This window comes from Parabacteroides sp. (assembly GCF_977054455.1).
The window spans coordinates 46,701-64,460 of the sequence record NZ_CDRTCT010000012.1; the positions used below are offsets into that span (position 1 = coordinate 46,701).

The following is a 17,760-nucleotide window of genomic DNA, read 5'->3' on the forward strand; positions in this document are numbered from 1 at the left end:
GTTTATTGTATGAAATAGAATTGCGGGCGATAAAGGAATATTCCGCAACTATGATAAAGAATATATGAAGAAAGATAAAGTAACGATGTTTGCCGAGGAGTCGTACAACGACCTGGATGATAATATTGGTATCGTAATGCCTATCCTCACAGATTGTGATGTTGATGAAGACTTTACTGAGGGAATGGAGAAGGTGGGAGAGGAATTGCCCATTCTTCCGCTCCGGAACATGGTGTTGTTTCCGGGTGTAGCCATGCCGGTCATGATAGGGCGTCCTAAATCCATGCGCCTGATCAAGGAGGCCGCCCATAAGAAAAGTTTGATCGGAGTGGTTTGCCAGAAGGATATGAATACGGAAGATCCGAAGATGGAAGATCTGTATACGACGGGAGTTGTGGCCGATATTGTCCGCGTGCTTGAAATGCCGGACGGAACGACGACTGTGATCCTGCAAGGCAAGAAACGTTTCCAACTGGAAGAACTCTCAGCTTATGATCCTTACCTGAACGGAAAGATCAGATTGCTCGAAGATGTCATGCCGGACAAGTCCGACCGTGAGTTCGAAGCACTTGTCTCGACTATCAAGGATTTGACGATCAAGATGCTCGGAGCTGCTTCCGAACCGCCCCGCGACTTGATATTTTCAATAAGGAATAATAAAAATATCCTTTACCTGATCAATTTCTCTTGTTGCAATGTCCCCAACGGATCGTCTGAAAAACAGGATTTGTTGCTGATCGGTAACCTGAAAGATCGTGCGTACCGTCTTTTGTTCATCCTGAACCGGGAGTATCAGTTGGTGGAACTGAAAACGTCCATCCAGATGAAGACGCACGAGGATATTAACCAGCAGCAGAAGGAATACTTCCTCCAGCAGCAGATCAAGACGATCCAGGAAGAATTGGGGGGCAATATCAATGAGTTGGAGATAAAGGAACTGCGCGAGAAGGCTGCCAAGAAAAAATGGTCGCCGGCTGTGGCCGAAACGTTTGAGAAGGAGGTGCGCAAGTTGGAACGCCTGCATCCGCAATCTCCGGATTTCTCCATCCAGACGCAATATGTGCAGACGATCATCAATCTGCCTTGGAACGAATACAGCAAGGACAATTTCAATCTTGCCCATGCCCAGAAGGTCCTGGATCGCGATCACTACGGACTGGAGAAGGTGAAAGAGCGTATCATCGAACATTTGGCTGTGTTGAAACTGAAAGGGGACATGAAGTCGCCCATCGTCTGCCTATACGGACCTCCGGGGGTCGGTAAGACTTCGCTGGGTAAATCGGTGGCAGAAGCCTTGCACCGCAAGTATGTCCGGGTTTCGTTGGGTGGCCTGCATGACGAGGCGGAGATACGCGGCCATCGCCGTACCTACATCGGTGCGATGTCCGGACGTATCATCCAGAACCTCCAGAAGGCCGGAACTTCAAACCCTGTGTTTATCCTTGACGAGATCGACAAGGTGACGAATGATTTCAAGGGCGATCCCGCTTCCGCCTTGCTTGAGGTGTTGGACCCGGAGCAGAACAATGCCTTCCATGATAATTATCTGGATATAGATTATGACTTGAGCAAGGTTATGTTTATCGCTACCGCCAATAACCTGAACACGATTTCCCAACCGTTGCTGGATCGTATGGAATTGATCGAGGTGAGCGGTTATATCATGGAAGAGAAGGTGGAAATCGCTGCCCGTCATTTGGTCCCGAAACAGTTGGAGATTCACGGCCTGTCGAAAGGAAAAGTGAAGTTCCCGAAAAAGACGTTACAGGCGATCATCGAATCTTACACCCGTGAGAGCGGTGTCCGTGAGCTGGATAAGAAGATTGCCAAGATTATGCGTAAGCTGGCCCGCAAGCTGGCTTCCGATGAGGTGCTTCCTGCACAGATACGCCCCGAAGACCTGCACGATTACCTGGGAGCTGTCGAATATACCCGTGATAAATATCAGGGAAATGACTATGCGGGTGTCGTGACCGGGCTTGCCTGGACGGCTGTCGGCGGTGAGATCCTGTTTGTGGAATCCAGTCTGAGCAAAGGAAAAGGTTCAAAGCTCACTTTGACAGGTAACTTAGGCGACGTGATGAAAGAATCTGCCATGTTGGCACTCGAATATATCCATTCGCATGCCGGACTGTTCGGTATCGACGAAGAGATGTTTGAAAACTGGAATGTCCATGTCCATGTGCCTGAGGGAGCGATTCCGAAAGACGGTCCGAGTGCCGGTATCACGATGGTCACTTCATTGGTGTCTGCCTTTACGCAGCGCAAGGTGCGCAGCAACCTGGCCATGACCGGCGAGATCACGCTGCGCGGCAAAGTCCTTCCGGTGGGTGGCATCAAGGAAAAGATATTGGCGGCCAAACGTGCCGGCATCAAGGAACTGATCCTTTGTCAGGAGAATAGGAAAGATATCGAAGAGATCAAGCCCGACTATCTGAAAGGGTTGACTTTCCACTATGTGGATGATATCCGCCAGGTGGTCGATCTGGCCTTGTTGAAGGAAAAGGTGGCTAATCCGTTGTTCTAAAGATTATATTTTGTACAATAACCCCTTTTCTGGCTGTTTTTCTATTTCATCCGAAATCTTGGCCTGTTTTGGATTGACTCTTTTCAAGGTTTCAGCTGCCTTTTTTGACAACAGGAGAAATGAGGTGCTGAGGTCGTTTGGAAAAGCAGGCAATTGGGTTGCCGGAAGCGGGAAACGCGTGCAAAGTGATAAACCTTAACTCCCGGAGAATCGAATATTTTCAGACAAATCGGGTGGCGTTCCAAATATTCCATCGGTATTTTAGGGGCTTGCTGCCGTGAGGTGCGCGGTTTTTTACAAAGACAAGGGACTTCATCATCATGAGGTCCCTTGTCTTTATATATGACGACCGTTCTCATGGCGATGAAGTCCCTTATAAATGAAATGACGACCGTCTTCGTGACGAAGAAGTGCCGGAAAACGGGTAAAAGTCCCTTTTTGACGTCGAAAAAGCGAATTAACCTCTGTTTGGTCTCAGATCTCTTTTGAGCCTGAAAAATGCGTTTTCTACAATAAGTACCCTTACGCGCCAGCTGGTAGGGATCTATTACGCTTCTTCTTTTGTTTCTTCTGCCGGAGCCTCTTCCGCTGCCGGTTCTTCCGGGGTGAATTCCGTGATGCCGGCCCCGATCAGGATGTTATACCACGAAATCAATTTCTTGATGTCGCTCGGATATACGCGTTCGCGATCGAAATTAGGCAGGATCTCTGCGAAATAAGCACGCAGTTCGTCCGGTTTGGCGGAAGTGGAAACAGATGCTTGCTGTCCGTTTTCTTTATTTTTGACGCTGGTCAGAACTTCGTGTAAGGGAACTTCTGCTTCATCTGTGTAGATAGCGATATCACCCAGAGAAATTACTTTATCTTTTGCGTATGCAGGAACTCTTTTCTGATCTGCTAACGACTCAACAATCAGCATGTTTTTCCCGTGGGAAACCAATTTAAACAATCCCGGTTTGCCCGAGATAGACAAAATCGTCTTCAACATAATACTTTGTTTTTCTAATAGTGTTTAACTTTTGTGTTGCAAATGTAGTATAACTGCCGGAAATTTCCGGCAGTTTTGAACATATTTTCTTGTTTCTAATGATTATTCACTAAGCGTAAAAGTTCCTTCCAACCGGACATCTTCGTTCTTATGTTTGCTATAAAATTGAAAGTCAATGTTTTCATATCTTTAGCCAGGCAAGGAAAGCGGTTATTTGCGGAAGTAAAGCCTGTTCTACGCCATTGAAGATCACGTAGTCCGATTTCTCTTTCTTCACTTCGTCCGGCAACTGGCTTTCGATGCGACGCATGATCTCTTCGCGCGGAACGGCATCGCGTTCGAGTGCCCGCGCGATACGTACTTCCATCGGGGCATAGACCATCAGCGTCGTATCGACGATCCGGTTAAAGCCCGATTCGAAAAGGATGGCTGATTCGATGGCGCATGCCGGAGCATCCTGCTTGTCCGCCCAGGCAAGAAAATGGCGGTTCACTTCGGGGTGAATGATGGCATTTACCTGCTCAAGCCGTTTCGGATTACCGAAAATATGGGAGGCGAGACGTTTTTTATCCAAACCGTCGGCCGTATAAAGTTCCTCGCCGAACAAGGCCATCAGTTTTTCCCGGATAACGGGCGACGTGGTTGTCAGAAGTTTGCTTTCCGTATCGGCGATATACACGGGAATGCCCGACAACTCCAGCAGAGCGGCTACCACTGATTTGCCGCTTCCGATTCCTCCGGTGATTCCTACCTTAATCATTTGATTTTGTTTGTTCCAATATAAATTCGATCCGGTCCGGTGAAATTGTCGCGACATCCACCCAACTTGGTTTCTTGTCCAGTTGCAAAGGCAATGTCCCCGAAGCGTTTTGCTCCAGGTCGGCAAAAGAGATCCGTATCTCGAAATCATCCGCCGAGACGTCCTTGAAGCGTGAAAGGGGGACGCTGCAACTCACCTTTACGACAGACGGGAATGTGCGCAAGGTGTAATGGCGGGGGAGGTTGGTGCAGATAACCGGTATTTCCAGCGTCTTTTCCGTATATTCTTCTATCGGGATCGTAACGGTCACACTTGTCGGTTCGAGAGTGGCTCCGTCTATCTTTTCCAGTTGGACGGTACGCGTGACGCTCTTGTTTCCTTTCTTGATCTCGGTATAGACCGTTTTTATCTCTTTCAAGGTATCCAGTACGACATCGCTGGCGTAAACGCTGATGTTACGGGGAGTAATGGATATGTCGCCTGAGACTTTGAAACCGGCATTCGTCCGGACGGTTCCCTCGAACACGGCCGGAATTTCTTTCTTGATGCGTTTGCTGTAAGCCGCATCGATAAGCTGGGGCTCGAAGCTGAGCAGGGAAGTAGTCGCAATCAACTGTTTCTTTATATCGCTTTCGATATCTTTCCGGCTGATGACCAGTTTACCGGCTTTTTCCGGCTGTGTCTTCATGTTGGCCTCAATCGGGGCAAACGAACGGCCGAAAGAGTAGTTCAGTAACACGCTCCCTTTGTCTTTCACTTTGACCGTAATGGCTTCGGGCGGCGTTTCCGTGAAAGATATATCCGGCGGTACATTCTTGTATTTGACCGGAATCTTGATATCTATTTCATATTCCTGTTGCAGGCTTTGGAGAAGCCAGAAGCCGAAAGCCAACAGGATAAAACAGAAAAAGATCAAGGCTTCTTTCCACTGTTGACGGCGAAGAAAAGCCTTAATCTCTATCCGGACAGACTTGAATGTTTGTTTGGTTTGTCCAAGTCGTGACATATGTTCCGTTGTTTATTTTTGCTGCGCGTCCTCTGCAGATGCAAACACGGATGTTTTGTCTACACGGATGCGTACGCCATCAGAAATTTCAATCAACATATATGTGTCACCGATTTCTTTAATCTTTCCGTAGATACCTCCGGCAGTGATCACTTTGTCTCCCGCTTTCAAGGCTTCACGGGCTTTCTGAATTTCTTTTTGTTTCTTTTGTTGCGGACGGATCATAAAGAAATAGAAGATCGCAACAATGACAACCATCATCAAAATACCAGACCATTGCTGGCTTCCGCCTGCGGCCTGAAGTAAAATAGTAAGTAAGCTCATATAACTATAAACATTAATAAGTTAATATCAATTCGATACTGACACAAATGTAAGGATAATAATTAATCTTTGAGCAATAACTTTTCTTTTTTTAACTCGCTGACTACAGAATCTAAAATACCGTTGATGAACGTTCCGCTTTTCGGAGTACTGTAGTACTTGGCCGTGTCGATATATTCGTTCAGCGTCACGTTGATGGGAATTGTCGGGAACGTCATGATTTCAGCCAGCGCAACCTGCATGATAATGAGGTCCATATTGGCTATGCGTTCGGTCTCCCAGTTCTTCATGTGCTTGTTGATACGTTCACGGAATTCGCTTCCTTTCATCAAGGATTGGCGGAATAATTTGATGGCGAAAGACTGGTCTTCGAGATCTTTAAACATCGGCAACAATTTTTGTTTGCTTCCGGCTGCTTCTTCGAATTGTTTGATCGTTTTCAGCGTAAATGTTTCGATGATGGAGATGTCGTCGTTCCAGTAAATGCTTTTGTCTTGCAGGTAGTCGTCGATCGCTTCGTTGCCGCATATCAGTTTTTTGAATACGGTGCGCCAGAATTCCTTGTCCGTTTCGTATGAATCGTTTTCGTTCTTCAGATATTCGGCGTACTGTTCGGACGATAAGATCAGGTCGAGTACCATCTTGATGAAATCTTCATCGTTATCCCATGAAAGGCCTTGCTCGGTTACATATTTCCGAAGCACTTCGTTCTCTGCTATTTGTGCAGCAAAACGATTGTTTATCAGGCGAGTGTTTGGATTCAATTCGGCTTCTGTCGGCATATACTTGTTCTTACGGGCATCCAGGATGCGTCTTTGCAAGTTTGTGACGTCGACAATTAGGAGAAGAAAATAATGATATAAGTCATAAGACTTTCTAAGACTGAAAAGCAATTCGTTTTCCGCTACTTTGAGGTCGTTGTTGCCGTTTTGATAGTAAGAATATACTATCTGTAAAACTTTAATGCGGATTAAAATTCTGTTGATCATCGTTTGAAGGAACTACTTGTTATAAATTTGGCTGCAAAGTTAGTCATTCTTTTGATAAAAGTTCGCCGCTTCGCTTAATTTTATGTGCGTTATTTATTATTTCATAATATTCCGATTCTTTATATGCATTTTCATGCGTTAAAATAGTTGTTGTTTAAAAAAAAATGCACATATTTGAAGCAAGTTATGATAAAAGGGTGGGTGTTTAACGAAAGTTTGCTATAATGGAAGACTCGGTGAAGAAAATGCAGGTTGAAGGTGGTGACAAAGAGATTTTATACTCTAAAACCATTAAAGCAGGAAAAAGAATTTATTATCTGGATGTAAAGAAGAATCTGAAGGACGATTTGTTTCTGGCTGTGACGGAAAGTAAAAAGGTGCAGCCGAAGAATGGTACGCAGGTCTCTTTTGAAAAACATAAGATTTTCCTGTACAAAGAGGACTTTGACAAGTTCATGGATGGAATGAATGATGTAATCAGTTACATTAAGCAATGTAGAGCCGGTGAAAGGCCGGCGGAGACGGCGTCGGATGAAGATCGGCAGGAAGACGACTCGGATGAGATCAAACTGAATATCGAATTTTGACGGAGCCGGCGCAAAGAATGAGGAAATAATAAGGGGCTGTTCCGAAAGGAAACAGCCCCTTATCTTTATAGGTCCTGTTGAAGGAAACCTATTGATGTTGCGGTTTATTCTGCCGGATGAATTGCTTCAGTAGGACAAGCATCTGCGCAAGTTCCACAATCTGTACACATTTCAGGGTCGATGCTGTATTTGTCGCCTTCTGAAATTGCTCCTACCGGACATTCGTCAATACAAGTACCGCAAGCGATACAATCGTCACTAATTACGTAAGCCATTTTTTTAAACGTTTAAATTGATAACTATTAGTTCGTGCAAAAATAGAGCTTTCTTTGAATTAAAAAAAGAACTCCTCGTTTTTTTTACAAATAAATGCTCTTTTGCAATAAGTCGGGCTCTTTCCCGTTATAAATTCAAAATTACGAAAAGAATTGAGACGTCTACTATTTATCATATGTGTGTTCTTTCTGTCTTTAACTGCTGTAATGGCGCAGAAAGAAAAGGTGAAGAATCAGCCCTATGCGGATTTGAAATGGTTCCATCTGGGGTTTCATGTAGGTTTGCATGCGCAGGATTTGATATTGACTAATACCGGTGTGGCGACAAACGGTGAAACCTGGTATGCCGAGATTCCGAGCTATTCGCCGGGTTTTAGTGTCGGGGTTATCGGGGATATGTACCTGAATCCATATTTCAACCTGCGTTTTACGCCGACGATCCACTTCGGTGACAAGAAATTTGTGTTCCGTCGTCCTGAAATGGAAGGGGTGGAGGGAACAGATGAAAATCCGGTGGTAAGCATGTATTCCACTTCCGTCCGTTCCAACTACCTGACGTTTCCGCTCGATGTGAAGTATAGCGCTTTTCGCGTGAATAACTATCGTCCTTATCTGATCGGAGGTATTTACGGCGCTTTCGACCTGGGGCGTAAAAAAGGAAATCCGATCCTGTTGAAAGGAACGGATTTCGGTGTCGAGTTCGGTATCGGATGTGATATTTATCTTCCGTTTTTCAAATTATGTCCGGAACTTAAGTTCAGTTTCGGTCTGGTAGACTTGCTGGAGAAAGACCGGGGCGACCTGACAGACCAGGATTTGATCAAATATCCGAACTCCCTGTCCAAAGCGACTTCCCGGATGGTGACGCTCACCTTTAATTTCGAATGAATAATTCGATATAGATGTAGCTGGCGGGAACAGCCAGCATAACGCTGTCGAAGCGGTCCAGCATTCCTCCGTGGCCCGGCAATACATTGCCGGAGTCTTTTACTCCGAGCGTACGTTTCAGCAGGGATTCGATCAAGTCTCCCCAGGTACCGAACAGGACGACCGTAGCTGCCAGCCCCAACCAATTAAGCCGGCTTATTTCCGGGGCGAACCAGGCGAATGCCTGCGAGGAAGCCAAAACGAGGATCAATCCGCCCAAAAAACCTTCCCATGATTTCTTGGGAGAAATCCGTTCAAATAATTTCCTTTTTCCGATCAGGGAGCCGACCAGATAGGCTCCGGTATCGTCCAACCAGACAAAAATAAAGATCGCCATGATGAAGAGCGGCGTGTAGCTCATGACACCGGGTGTTCCCGGCTCTGCACCGATGAAGTTCAGCATGGAGAAGGAGCCGGCACAATAAACCTGGGCAAAGAGCGTAAATGCCCAGTTGTTGATCGGATTCGGAGCCTTATAGTAGAGTTCGGCTATCATTGTCAACATGATAAATAGCAGATAGGGGAGGAAGATCTTTCCGTCCGTCAACCCGTTTGCATAAACGAAGGTGGCGATAAACAGATATACTCCTCCGAGCACATTCACGGCCCGTTGCAGATTCGCATTTTCGTAATGCTTGACCAGACCACCGAATTCCCAAAGGGTCAATCCCGTTATGATACAAAAAAGAATGAGGAAAAAAATCGGATGGATACAAATGGCACTGACCAGTACCACGACGAATATAATGCCGGTTAACGCCCGTATAATCAAATTTTTCAAGATGATAGTGTTTTTTTATTGATTTATTCAGGTACAAATATACGTAAAAAATAAATTCCATGCCCATCTGTTTCAAATTTCGTGGGCATGGAATTAGTATTTGTTCGCGTCATGTTACTGCTTGTCGGCTTCGGCAACATTCGCTTCTTCGGCTTTTTTACCGTTTGCTTTTTCTTGCAATTCCAGGATCTCTTCCGAACGGGAAACCCAAGCACGCTTACCGAAGATATGTTCGACATCTTCCGTATAGATTACTTCCCGTTCCAGCAATACCTGGGCCAGCATGTTGTGGCCCGACGCGTATTCTTTCAGGATGCTTTTGGCCCGTTCGTATTGTTCGTTGATAATGGCCTGTACTTCCTGGTCGATCATCCGGGCTGTTTCTTCGCTGTACGGTTTGGTGAAGCCCCAGTCCTGTCCGCTTGAATCGTAGTAGTTCAAGTTCGGCAGACGGTCGCTCATACCGAAATAGACGACCATCGCGTAAGCCTGTTTGGTCACCCGTTCGAGGTCATTGGATGCTCCGGTAGAGATTTTTCCCAAGAAAAGTTCTTCGGCAGCACGGCCGCCGAGGGTAGCGCACATTTCGTCCAGCAATTGTTCGCGGGTGGTAATCTGACGTTCTTCCGGCAGATACCAGGCGGCGCCTAATGCCTTGCCTCGCGGAACGATCGTGACTTTAACCAACGGATTGGCATGTTCCAGCAGCCAGCTCAAGGTGGCATGGCCCGCCTCATGGTTGGCTATGCATTGGCGCTCATCCGCAGTCGTTATTTTAGTGCGTTTCTCCAGACCTCCGACGATACGGTCGACCGCATTCATGAAGTCTTCTTTCTGGACAAACTTTTTACCGCTGCGGGCGGCAATCAAAGCGGCTTCGTTGCAGACATTGGCAATATCGGCACCGGAGAAACCGGGAGTCTGGCGTGCCAGGAATTCGGCATCGACGCTTTCGTCGATTTTGATCGGACGCAGATGGACTCCGAATATCTCCTTACGCTCGTTCAGGTCGGGCAGTTCCACGTGAATCTGACGGTCGAAACGTCCGGCACGAAGCAACGCCTTATCCAGGATGTCGGCACGGTTCGTGGCGGCCAGGATGATAACACCGCTGTTGGAGCCGAAACCGTCCATTTCCGTAAGCAACTGGTTCAACGTGTTTTCACGTTCATCGTTGCTGTTCATGTTTACATTTTTGCCACGGGCACGGCCGACGGCATCGATCTCGTCGATGAATACGATACAAGGAGCTTTCTCTTTTGCCTGGCGGAACAGGTCACGTACGCGGGAAGCACCTACGCCGACGAACATTTCAACGAAGTCCGAACCGGACAGGGAGAAGAACGGAACGTCGGCTTCTCCGGCTACAGCCTTGGCCAATAAAGTCTTACCGGTTCCGGGAGGGCCTACGAGTAAGGCGCCTTTAGGTATTTTACCTCCTAATTCCGTATATTTTTCGGGACTTTTCAAGAAGGAAACGATCTCTTCCACCTCCTGTTTTGCTTCTGCAAGGCCGGCGACATCCTTGAATGTCACTTTCCGGTCGTTGTCTTTATCGAAAAGCTGTGCTTTTGCCTTTCCCACACTGAATACTCCGCCGGGACCGCCGCTTGTGCCGCCTGACATGCGCCGCATCAGGAAGATCCACACGACGATGATCAACAGGATCGGACCGAACGAAACAAGGAAATTCCAGATCGCATCATCGCCTTCTTCAAAACTGACCTGCGTAGTGATATGATTATCGGCAACGGCTTTGTCATAGAAGTCCGAGAATTTATCGGCCGACGGTATTTTGACATACACTTTCGGGTTTGTGCCCAATGCCACACTGTCTTTCCTGAACACCAGACCTTTCCGTCCATCTTTTACGGTTGCTTCAACCAGATTCTTTTTGTTGTAGACGACCATCCGGTCGAATACGTTTTCCTGAGCTAATTTCTGGAACTCGGTCCAGCCTAATTCTTTAGATGCCGAAGAGTCGTTTGTCAGATACAAAGCAAAAAGCATGATAAAGATGAGCCCGTACATCCAATAAAGATTAAACTTGAACATCTTTTGCTTATTATTCTTCGGTGCTTTGTTGAACATGTCGTTTTTATTTTCCATATATGATTATCTCTATACTATGTAAGATCGGTCATCAGTCGAGATCGGCAATCTGAGTCACTTTGGCATCCGACCAAAGATTTTCCAGATTGTAAAACTCGCGAAGTTCCGGTAAAAATATGTGTACAAGAACCGTGCCATAGTCCATCCCTATCCATTCGGCACGCTGTGCTCCATCTATCGAAAGCGGTTTTTCACCTGCCCGGCGATGAGCAAAATCCCAAGCCGAATCAGACAATGCGGAAACCTGGGTAGGAGTGCTTCCTTCGCAGATTATCATATATTGGCAGATCGAGCCGGATAATTGGGTTAAGTCTACGGTTACAATGTTTTTACCTTTTTTTTCCTGTAGGCCTTCTACAATCGTTTTAACTAATGCTTCTGTTTGATCCATCTATTTTTTATTGAGTAATATTCGAAGTCGCAAATATACTTCTTATATTTATTATGTGGGTGATTTCCTCCTATTAATATATGTATATACTTGCAAAATCAAAACAAGCAGGAAAAGAAAAAAGTTTATTAATGAAAAAAAATTACCGTATCGTTTGTTTGTTTTGAAAAAGTATGTACTTTTGCACTCGCAAACAAGGGAGTTAGTTGTTTGAAATTGTTCAATGGTGTAATGGCAGCACAACAGATTCTGGTCCTGTTAGTCCAAGTTCGAGTCTTGGTTGAACAACAAAAAATAAATAATTCCTTTAGTCAGAAACACATTGTTCAATGGTGTAATGGCAGCACAACAGATTCTGGTCCTGTTAGTCCAGGTTCGAGTCCTGGTTGAACAACAAAAAAGGTTCGTCATTCTTTTGAGTGACGAACCTTTTTTATATCCGGTTATTTATATTTTACCCATTTAATCATCTCCTTGATGCTCGGTTTCTTACCGTACATCAGGATACCTACACGGTAGATTTTGGCCGAGAACCAGACGATAAGTATGGATGTGGCAAACAGCAAGGCAAACGAAAGCGCCAATTCCCATACCGGAATGTCGAACGGCAAGCGGACCATCATCACGATAGGGGAGGTAAACGGAATCATCGAACACCAGAAGGCCAGCGGGCCGTCGGGATTATTCATGCTGTAGATTCCGGCATACAAGCTGAACGCCATCAAAAGCATGATCGGAGTCATGAACTGCTGGGTGTCTTCCTGCTGTTCCAGGGCACTTCCGATAGCGGCGAATAGAGCTGCATACAGCAAATAACCTCCGATAAAATAAAGAACGAAGCAGATGCCGATCATCCCGAAGTTGATCGAATTGATGATTTCCTGCACCTGGATGCTGATATTGGATGAACCGGCAGCCACATCGCCCACACCTTGTGCCGCCATCTGTGCTGTCATCATGTCTTCAGGCGACGTGCTGCCACCGAAAAAGAAAAGGCTTCCCGATACCAAAACGGTTGTCAGGATTCCCCACAGGAATACCTGTGTCAGGCCGACGAAACCGATGCCGATGATTTTTCCCATCATCAGGTCAAACGGCTTGACGGACGAAATCATCACTTCGATGATGCGGTTCGTCTTTTCTTCCATCACTCCCTGCATAACCATCGCTCCGTACATGATAATAAACATATAGATGATGAATGTCAATATCATACCCAAGATAGAGGCGACTTCGGCCGAAGTGCTTTTCTCGCTTCCGTCTTCGTCCCATTTGATGGTCTTGATGTTGAAATCGATCTTACTGTCCTCGATGATCTGTTTCAGGTTGTCGATATTGTAAGAGGCGAGTTTCTCGTCTTTCAGGTATTCGGACAGCGTTTTGTCGATCGTGTTTTTCAATCCCATCGGAATCTGTTTCTGCGAATAGAGCGTTGCGGCGGTCGGATTTTGCAGCAAATCGTCTGTGATATTCAGGAAAGCGAATATTTCCTTATCCGGATTTTTACGATATTCTTCCAGGCTGGAACCTTTTTCGGTGATGAAAGTGTATTCTTCCGTATCTTTGAACAGCGGGGCGTATTTGCCTGTCGTATCGATGATTGCCACCTGCTTGGCATCATCTCCTTTGATAGTGGATAACCAAAGCGGGACGAACACGAGGGCGGCAAACAGGAACGGCGTCAGGAATGTCAGCAACAGAAACGATTTTTTGCTGACACGGCGGAGGTATTCTCTTTTTATTATAAGTCCTATCTTATTCATGCTTGCGTGGTATTTGTACCGGAGACGGTGTTAATAAATATGTCGTTCATCGAAGGGATCTCTTCCGTGAAGGAGATGATCTCAGTCTGTCCCGCCAATGCGGAAAGAAGTGCGGAGTTGGTAATCCCCGGCTCTTTATGGATGCGCACTTCGCTTGTTCCGGCCAGGTCTTTCTCCGTCAGCAGGCTGAACATTTCCGGGATAGGCTGCAACTTCCCTGATTCGGTATGGAAACGGATGGTGAAATTGTTTGTCCGGAAACGACTTTTCACTTCTGTCACATTGCCGGAGAGCACAACTTGCGAACGGTTGATCAAAGCGATATTGTCACAAATTTCTTCAACGGACGACATGTTGTGCGTGGAAAAGATAATCGTGTGTCCGGCATCTTTCAGTTCGAGGATTTCTTTTTTCAGCAATTCGGCATTTACGGGGTCGAATCCGCTGAACGGTTCGTCGAAGATCAGCAGCTTCGGTTCGTGGATGATGGTGATGATGAACTGTACTTTCTGCTGCATTCCTTTGGACAACTCTTCGAGTTTCTTGTTCCACCAGGGCATGATATCGAATTTTTCGAACCAGCGCATCAACCGTGTGCGGGCTTCCTGGTAGGAGAGTCCTTTGAGCTGCGCCAGGTAGATGGCTTGTTCGCCGACTTTCATTTTTTTATACAGTCCGCGTTCTTCCGGCAGGTAACCGATCTGGTAGATATCTTCCGGCTGGAACTCGCGTCCGTTAAAACGGACAAGGCCGCTGTCGGGGGCCGTGATGCGGTTGATGATACGGATCAGTGTGGTCTTGCCGGCTCCGTTCGGCCCTAATAACCCGAAGACTTTCCCTTCGGGAACCTGGATGCTGACCTTGTTGAGGGCGAGGTGGTTGGCGTATTGCTTTACCACGTCTTCCGTTTCTAAAAAGTTCATAGGCATTACATTTTTAATATGATTCTTTCTCCCAATTCTTTACTTAATACATTCTTTATTTCGTTCAGGCGCGTGAGCTTTTTCATCAGCTCGAAAACCTGTTCCATGTCTCCGTTGTTTTGCATGCTTTTGATCTGTGCCTGTATCTCTTTGATTTGCGAGAGGATATAGGCGTCTTTGAAAGCATACAGTTCCCGGATTACCAGTTGGTCGAGTTTGTCTTCTTCCTGTTCCAGTTCCCGATATTTGGTGTGATACTTGCTGAGCTGATATTTTTCGCTGATCAGGTTGGCGGCAAGGCGGCTCACGTTCGGGTCGGGATGGGCGAGGAAATACCGGTTCGCGATGAACCCTTCGGACCGGCAGCGATCGGCCGCTTCATCCATCATACTCTTGAAGAGCGGAGTATAAAAGGTCAGGTCGTCGCGTTCCAGCTCGGAACGGATATATTCGGAAACGCGGATCACGACATCCTCGTTCGTCTCTTCGTCCGTATATTGGAACAGGATACGTTCGCCATAACGCACGATGTAGCGCAGCAGGGCGACTTCGTATGCTTCGTAAGGCGAACGCTTCGGCCCTACCGGAATGTTTGCCGGCGGCGTGAAAGGCGCTGGCGGCGGCATGCTGCCTCCTCCGTCATCGGGACTGTATTCTTCCGGTGGGGGGGGCGGAATCGTATTGTCAGGAGGCAGGGGACTTTCCTGCGGTTGTTCCGCCAGCGTCTCTTCCGGGTAGGGCTGGTAACCGGGAATATCCGGGTATTCGGGGATATTGACGGGGGCAGCCGGAATGGGGGAGGACGGAGTGTTCGTTTGCCTTTCTTCCTTGTTGAGGCGGATTTTGTTCACTTCGTTCAACAGGAGCATCTCGTCTATTTCCATCATCGTACTGCATTCCCGGATATAAAGGGAGCGGGCGATATTGTCGGGGATGATGGCCACCGTCCGGATAATGTCGGAGATCAGCGCCGACCGTTTGATCGGGTCCGTTCCTGCATCGTCCAATAGCAGGCGCGTTTTGAAACGGATGAAATCGGTCTCGTTCTGCCGGATAAACTCGGCAAACTGGCTCGCGTTGTGCTTGCGGGCAAAGGAGTCGGGGTCTTCTCCGTCCGGAAGGAGCACCACTTTCACGTTCATGCCGTCTTCCAACAGCAGGTCGATACCGCGCAAGGCCGCCTTGATACCGGCTGCATCGCCGTCATACAAGACCGTGATGTTACTGGTGAAGCGGTGTATCAGGCGGATCTGTCCCTGCGTGAGGGCCGTACCCGACGAGGCGACCACGTTCTCGACCCCTGCCTGATGCATGGAAATCACATCCGTGTAGCCTTCCACCAAGAAGCAGCGGTCAGCCTTTACGATCGCCTGTTTGGCGAAATAGATCCCGTAAAGCTCGTTACTCTTATGGTAAATCTCACTTTCGGGCGAGTTGACATATTTGGCTGTCTTTTCGTCTTTCTTCAGGACGCGTCCTCCGAAAGCGACGACTTTTCCACTGAGCGTATGGACCGGGAAAATGACACGCCCGCGAAAACGGTCGTTTACCCCGCCGTTGTCGTAGGCGATCACCAAACCTGTCTTTTCGAGAAATTCTTTTTTGTAACCGCTCTTTGTTGCGGCTTTGTACAGGGCGTCTCGTTGGTCGAGGCTGTAGCCTAACTGGAATTTGCGAATGGTATCTTCCCGGAAACCACGTTCGGCAAAGTAGCGCAGGCCGGCGGCTTTGCCTTCCTGGTGTTCGTAGAGTTGGGTCGTGAAGTATTTCTGCGCCCAGCTATTGACGATCAGCATGCTTTCGCGGTCGCTGCGCACCTGCTTTTCGCGTTCCGACAGTTCCCGTTCCTGTATTTCGATGTTGTATTTCTTGGCAAGGAAGCGAAGCGCATCATAATAAGAAAGCTGCTCATGCTTCATAATGAAGTGAACAGCCGTACCCCCTTCGCCGCAGGCAAAGCATTTACAGATATTCTTTGCCGGCGACACATAGAAAGAGGGCGACTTGTCGCTATGGAAAGGACACAACCCTACATAGTTTATGCCTCGTTTCCGAAGGGTAACGAATTCGGAAACAACGTCCACAATGTTTGCGGCATCCAATATCCGGTCTATGGTAGGTTGATCGATCATAAATCTTCTTACTTTTCCTCCGCAAAGGTAAGAAGATTTATGATTTTTGACTTATACAACGACTGCCTGTTTTGCTATTTTACTTTTATTCTCCATATAGTTCTATCAGTTTTTTCTTTAATGAAACATTCCATAGATTATTGGCAATGATGGTTCCTTCATGGTTCAATAGTACGCCATGTGGTATTATTGAAAAATTGAATGTATGTTTCAATGATTCTCCTCCGGTCAAGTCTATTAAATGGTCAAAACCTGATGCGTGTTCATTTATGGCATGCATCCAGGAACTGAATTTTGTATCAATGGAAATAAGTATTATTTTCAATCCTTTATCCTTGTATTTTTCGCGAATCAACTTTAATTTAGGAAGTTCTTGGATGCAAGGACCGCACCAGGAAGCCCATATATCCACATATAGGTAGCTGTTGTTTAGATAATCCGACAATTCTACTTTGCAGCTGTCCATCGTGTGAAGCTGTATGTCTTTTATTTTTTGTCCGATTTGTTGCTCCATTGCTTTTTGCGTTTGGTCCATTTCTTGTCTTCGTGCACAATAGCGTTGGACATTAGGATGAGATTTGATATCCAAAGGCAATTGCTCGTAATTCTCCCAAAATGACGGATCCCAAAAACGTCCGATTTCTTTTATGTAAAGGTATTTCCCTACAGCATTGCTAATGTTCTCTATCTGAAATTTAGACATATAAGCAAAAAGTTCTTTTTGAAGTGATTCGAATCGTTCTGTTTGCGGATCTTCTTTGTTTTCAATATTTGCTTTATACTCTTTTTCGGCAGTAGCTATGCGGTTTTGATATTCGGATAGATAGGCTGCATATAAATCATTAAGAAAAGTACCTTTTACATGGCTTATGCTGTCCAAGCTAACTTGAATGTCCCCAGCCTCCAAAAAAACTTCGGCTGAATAATTATGTTCCGAGTCATTCAATCGAACTATTGCGACTTGTTCTAAATACTTGCAGCCTTTGAAAGAAAAAGTTGCGTTTTGTATCGTGTCGACGGATAATAGTAATAAAGAGTCACTATGAATAACTGATAGTGTCACTTCTTGCCCATTGAATTTATTTGAAATTGCACCTATTATAGAAAATGTACTATTGTTGAATGTTTCTGCTTGCAAGTTTAATAAATGCAATATCGTTAAAAATATTGTTGAAAGAAATCTCTTTTTCATGTGTGTTTGAAGTTATTCCCGGTTGCGGTCGAAAACGCATCAGCCTCTCTAAAGCTATGCATTAGGTGGCGTAACCCATAGCA

General features: G+C 46.3%; 16 protein-coding genes and 2 tRNA genes. 5 read left to right on the forward strand and 13 right to left on the reverse strand.

The features are described from left to right. The first annotated feature begins 64 nt into the window (after positions 1-64). The gene (gene lon / locus ACW6QF_RS07590) at positions 65-2,527 is read left to right on the forward strand and encodes an endopeptidase La (RefSeq protein ID WP_456087360.1); all 2,463 of its coding nucleotides are present in this window, start codon (positions 65-67) and stop codon (positions 2,525-2,527) included. A gap of 547 nt (positions 2,528-3,074) precedes the next feature. Here lon and ACW6QF_RS07595 read toward each other — a convergent pair. The 5 genes from ACW6QF_RS07595 to nusB form a co-directional block, all read right to left on the reverse strand. Then, positions 3,075-3,515, reverse strand: a complete 441-nt coding sequence (locus ACW6QF_RS07595) for a DUF5606 family protein (protein ID WP_456087361.1) — start codon at positions 3,513-3,515, stop codon at positions 3,075-3,077. 181 nt (positions 3,516-3,696) lie between these two features. Continuing rightward, positions 3,697-4,275: a dephospho-CoA kinase gene (gene coaE / locus ACW6QF_RS07600; RefSeq protein ID WP_456087362.1), complete on the reverse strand. Its 579-nt coding sequence runs from the start codon at positions 4,273-4,275 to the stop codon at positions 3,697-3,699. Further along, entirely contained in the window at positions 4,268-5,281 is a 1,014-nt protein-coding gene (locus ACW6QF_RS07605) for a YbbR-like domain-containing protein (protein WP_456087363.1), read from the reverse strand. Before ACW6QF_RS07605 ends, coaE begins: the two co-directional genes overlap by 8 nt. Before the next feature lie 12 nt (positions 5,282-5,293). Next, a complete protein-coding gene (gene yajC / locus ACW6QF_RS07610; protein WP_005647768.1) occupies positions 5,294-5,605 on the reverse strand; it encodes a preprotein translocase subunit YajC in 312 nt (103 codons plus the stop codon). 62 nt (positions 5,606-5,667) lie between these two features. Beyond that, positions 5,668-6,594: a transcription antitermination factor NusB gene (gene nusB, locus ACW6QF_RS07615; RefSeq protein WP_456087364.1), complete on the reverse strand. Its 927-nt coding sequence runs from the start codon at positions 6,592-6,594 to the stop codon at positions 5,668-5,670. Between the two features lie 224 nt (positions 6,595-6,818). Here nusB and ACW6QF_RS07620 point away from each other — a divergent pair, with 224 nt between their 5' ends. Further along, entirely contained in the window at positions 6,819-7,181 is a 363-nt protein-coding gene (locus tag ACW6QF_RS07620) for a DUF3276 family protein (protein ID WP_298548924.1), read from the forward strand. Between the two features lie 104 nt (positions 7,182-7,285). Here ACW6QF_RS07620 and ACW6QF_RS07625 read toward each other — a convergent pair whose 3' ends face one another. Continuing rightward, entirely contained in the window at positions 7,286-7,456 is a 171-nt protein-coding gene (locus ACW6QF_RS07625; RefSeq protein WP_005640945.1) for a DUF362 domain-containing protein, read from the reverse strand. A 153-nt stretch (positions 7,457-7,609) separates the two neighbouring features. On the opposite strand from ACW6QF_RS07625, the gene porT reads away from it, so the two are divergent. Next, a complete protein-coding gene (gene porT, locus ACW6QF_RS07630; protein ID WP_456087365.1) occupies positions 7,610-8,344 on the forward strand; it encodes a type IX secretion/gliding motility protein PorT/SprT in 735 nt (244 codons plus the stop codon). Here porT and ACW6QF_RS07635 read toward each other — a convergent pair. The 3 genes from ACW6QF_RS07635 to rsfS form a co-directional block, all read right to left on the reverse strand. Further along, on the reverse strand, positions 8,331-9,164 hold the full coding sequence (locus ACW6QF_RS07635; protein WP_456087366.1) for a phosphatidate cytidylyltransferase: 834 nt from the start codon (positions 9,162-9,164) through the stop codon (positions 8,331-8,333). The two genes, porT and ACW6QF_RS07635, sit on opposite strands and share 14 nt — an antisense overlap. Positions 9,165-9,278: 114 nt before the next feature. Continuing rightward, a complete protein-coding gene (gene ftsH, locus ACW6QF_RS07640) occupies positions 9,279-11,273 on the reverse strand; it encodes an ATP-dependent zinc metalloprotease FtsH (protein WP_298548904.1) in 1,995 nt (664 codons plus the stop codon). Positions 11,274-11,307: 34 nt separating this feature from the next. Continuing rightward, the gene (rsfS, locus tag ACW6QF_RS07645) at positions 11,308-11,667 is read right to left on the reverse strand and encodes a ribosome silencing factor (RefSeq protein ID WP_298548905.1); all 360 of its coding nucleotides are present in this window, start codon (positions 11,665-11,667) and stop codon (positions 11,308-11,310) included. A 217-nt stretch (positions 11,668-11,884) separates the two neighbouring features. Here rsfS and ACW6QF_RS07650 point away from each other — a divergent pair. Both ACW6QF_RS07650 and ACW6QF_RS07655 read left to right on the forward strand, forming a co-directional pair. Beyond that, positions 11,885-11,955 (forward strand) — tRNA-Gln (locus ACW6QF_RS07650). A 35-nt stretch (positions 11,956-11,990) separates the two neighbouring features. Beyond that, positions 11,991-12,061: transfer RNA gene (locus ACW6QF_RS07655), tRNA-Gln, on the forward strand. 49 nt (positions 12,062-12,110) lie between these two features. Here the strand turns inward: ACW6QF_RS07655 and ACW6QF_RS07660 are convergent. The 4 genes from ACW6QF_RS07660 to ACW6QF_RS07675 all read right to left on the reverse strand — a co-directional run bounded on the left by ACW6QF_RS07660 (position 12,111) and on the right by ACW6QF_RS07675 (position 17,677). Beyond that, entirely contained in the window at positions 12,111-13,430 is a 1,320-nt protein-coding gene (locus ACW6QF_RS07660; protein ID WP_456087367.1) for an ABC transporter permease, read from the reverse strand. Beyond that, complete coding sequence (locus ACW6QF_RS07665; protein ID WP_456087368.1) at positions 13,427-14,353, reverse strand: ABC transporter ATP-binding protein; 927 nt, start codon at positions 14,351-14,353, stop codon at positions 13,427-13,429. The genes ACW6QF_RS07660 and ACW6QF_RS07665 overlap by 4 nt, the downstream gene beginning before the upstream one ends. Positions 14,354-14,358: 5 nt before the next feature. Continuing rightward, positions 14,359-16,485, reverse strand: a complete 2,127-nt coding sequence (dnaG, locus tag ACW6QF_RS07670) for a DNA primase (RefSeq protein ID WP_456087369.1) — start codon at positions 16,483-16,485, stop codon at positions 14,359-14,361. Positions 16,486-16,570: 85 nt separating this feature from the next. Further along, the gene (locus tag ACW6QF_RS07675; RefSeq protein WP_456087370.1) at positions 16,571-17,677 is read right to left on the reverse strand and encodes a redoxin domain-containing protein; all 1,107 of its coding nucleotides are present in this window, start codon (positions 17,675-17,677) and stop codon (positions 16,571-16,573) included. Between the last annotated feature and the right edge of the window lie 83 nt (positions 17,678-17,760).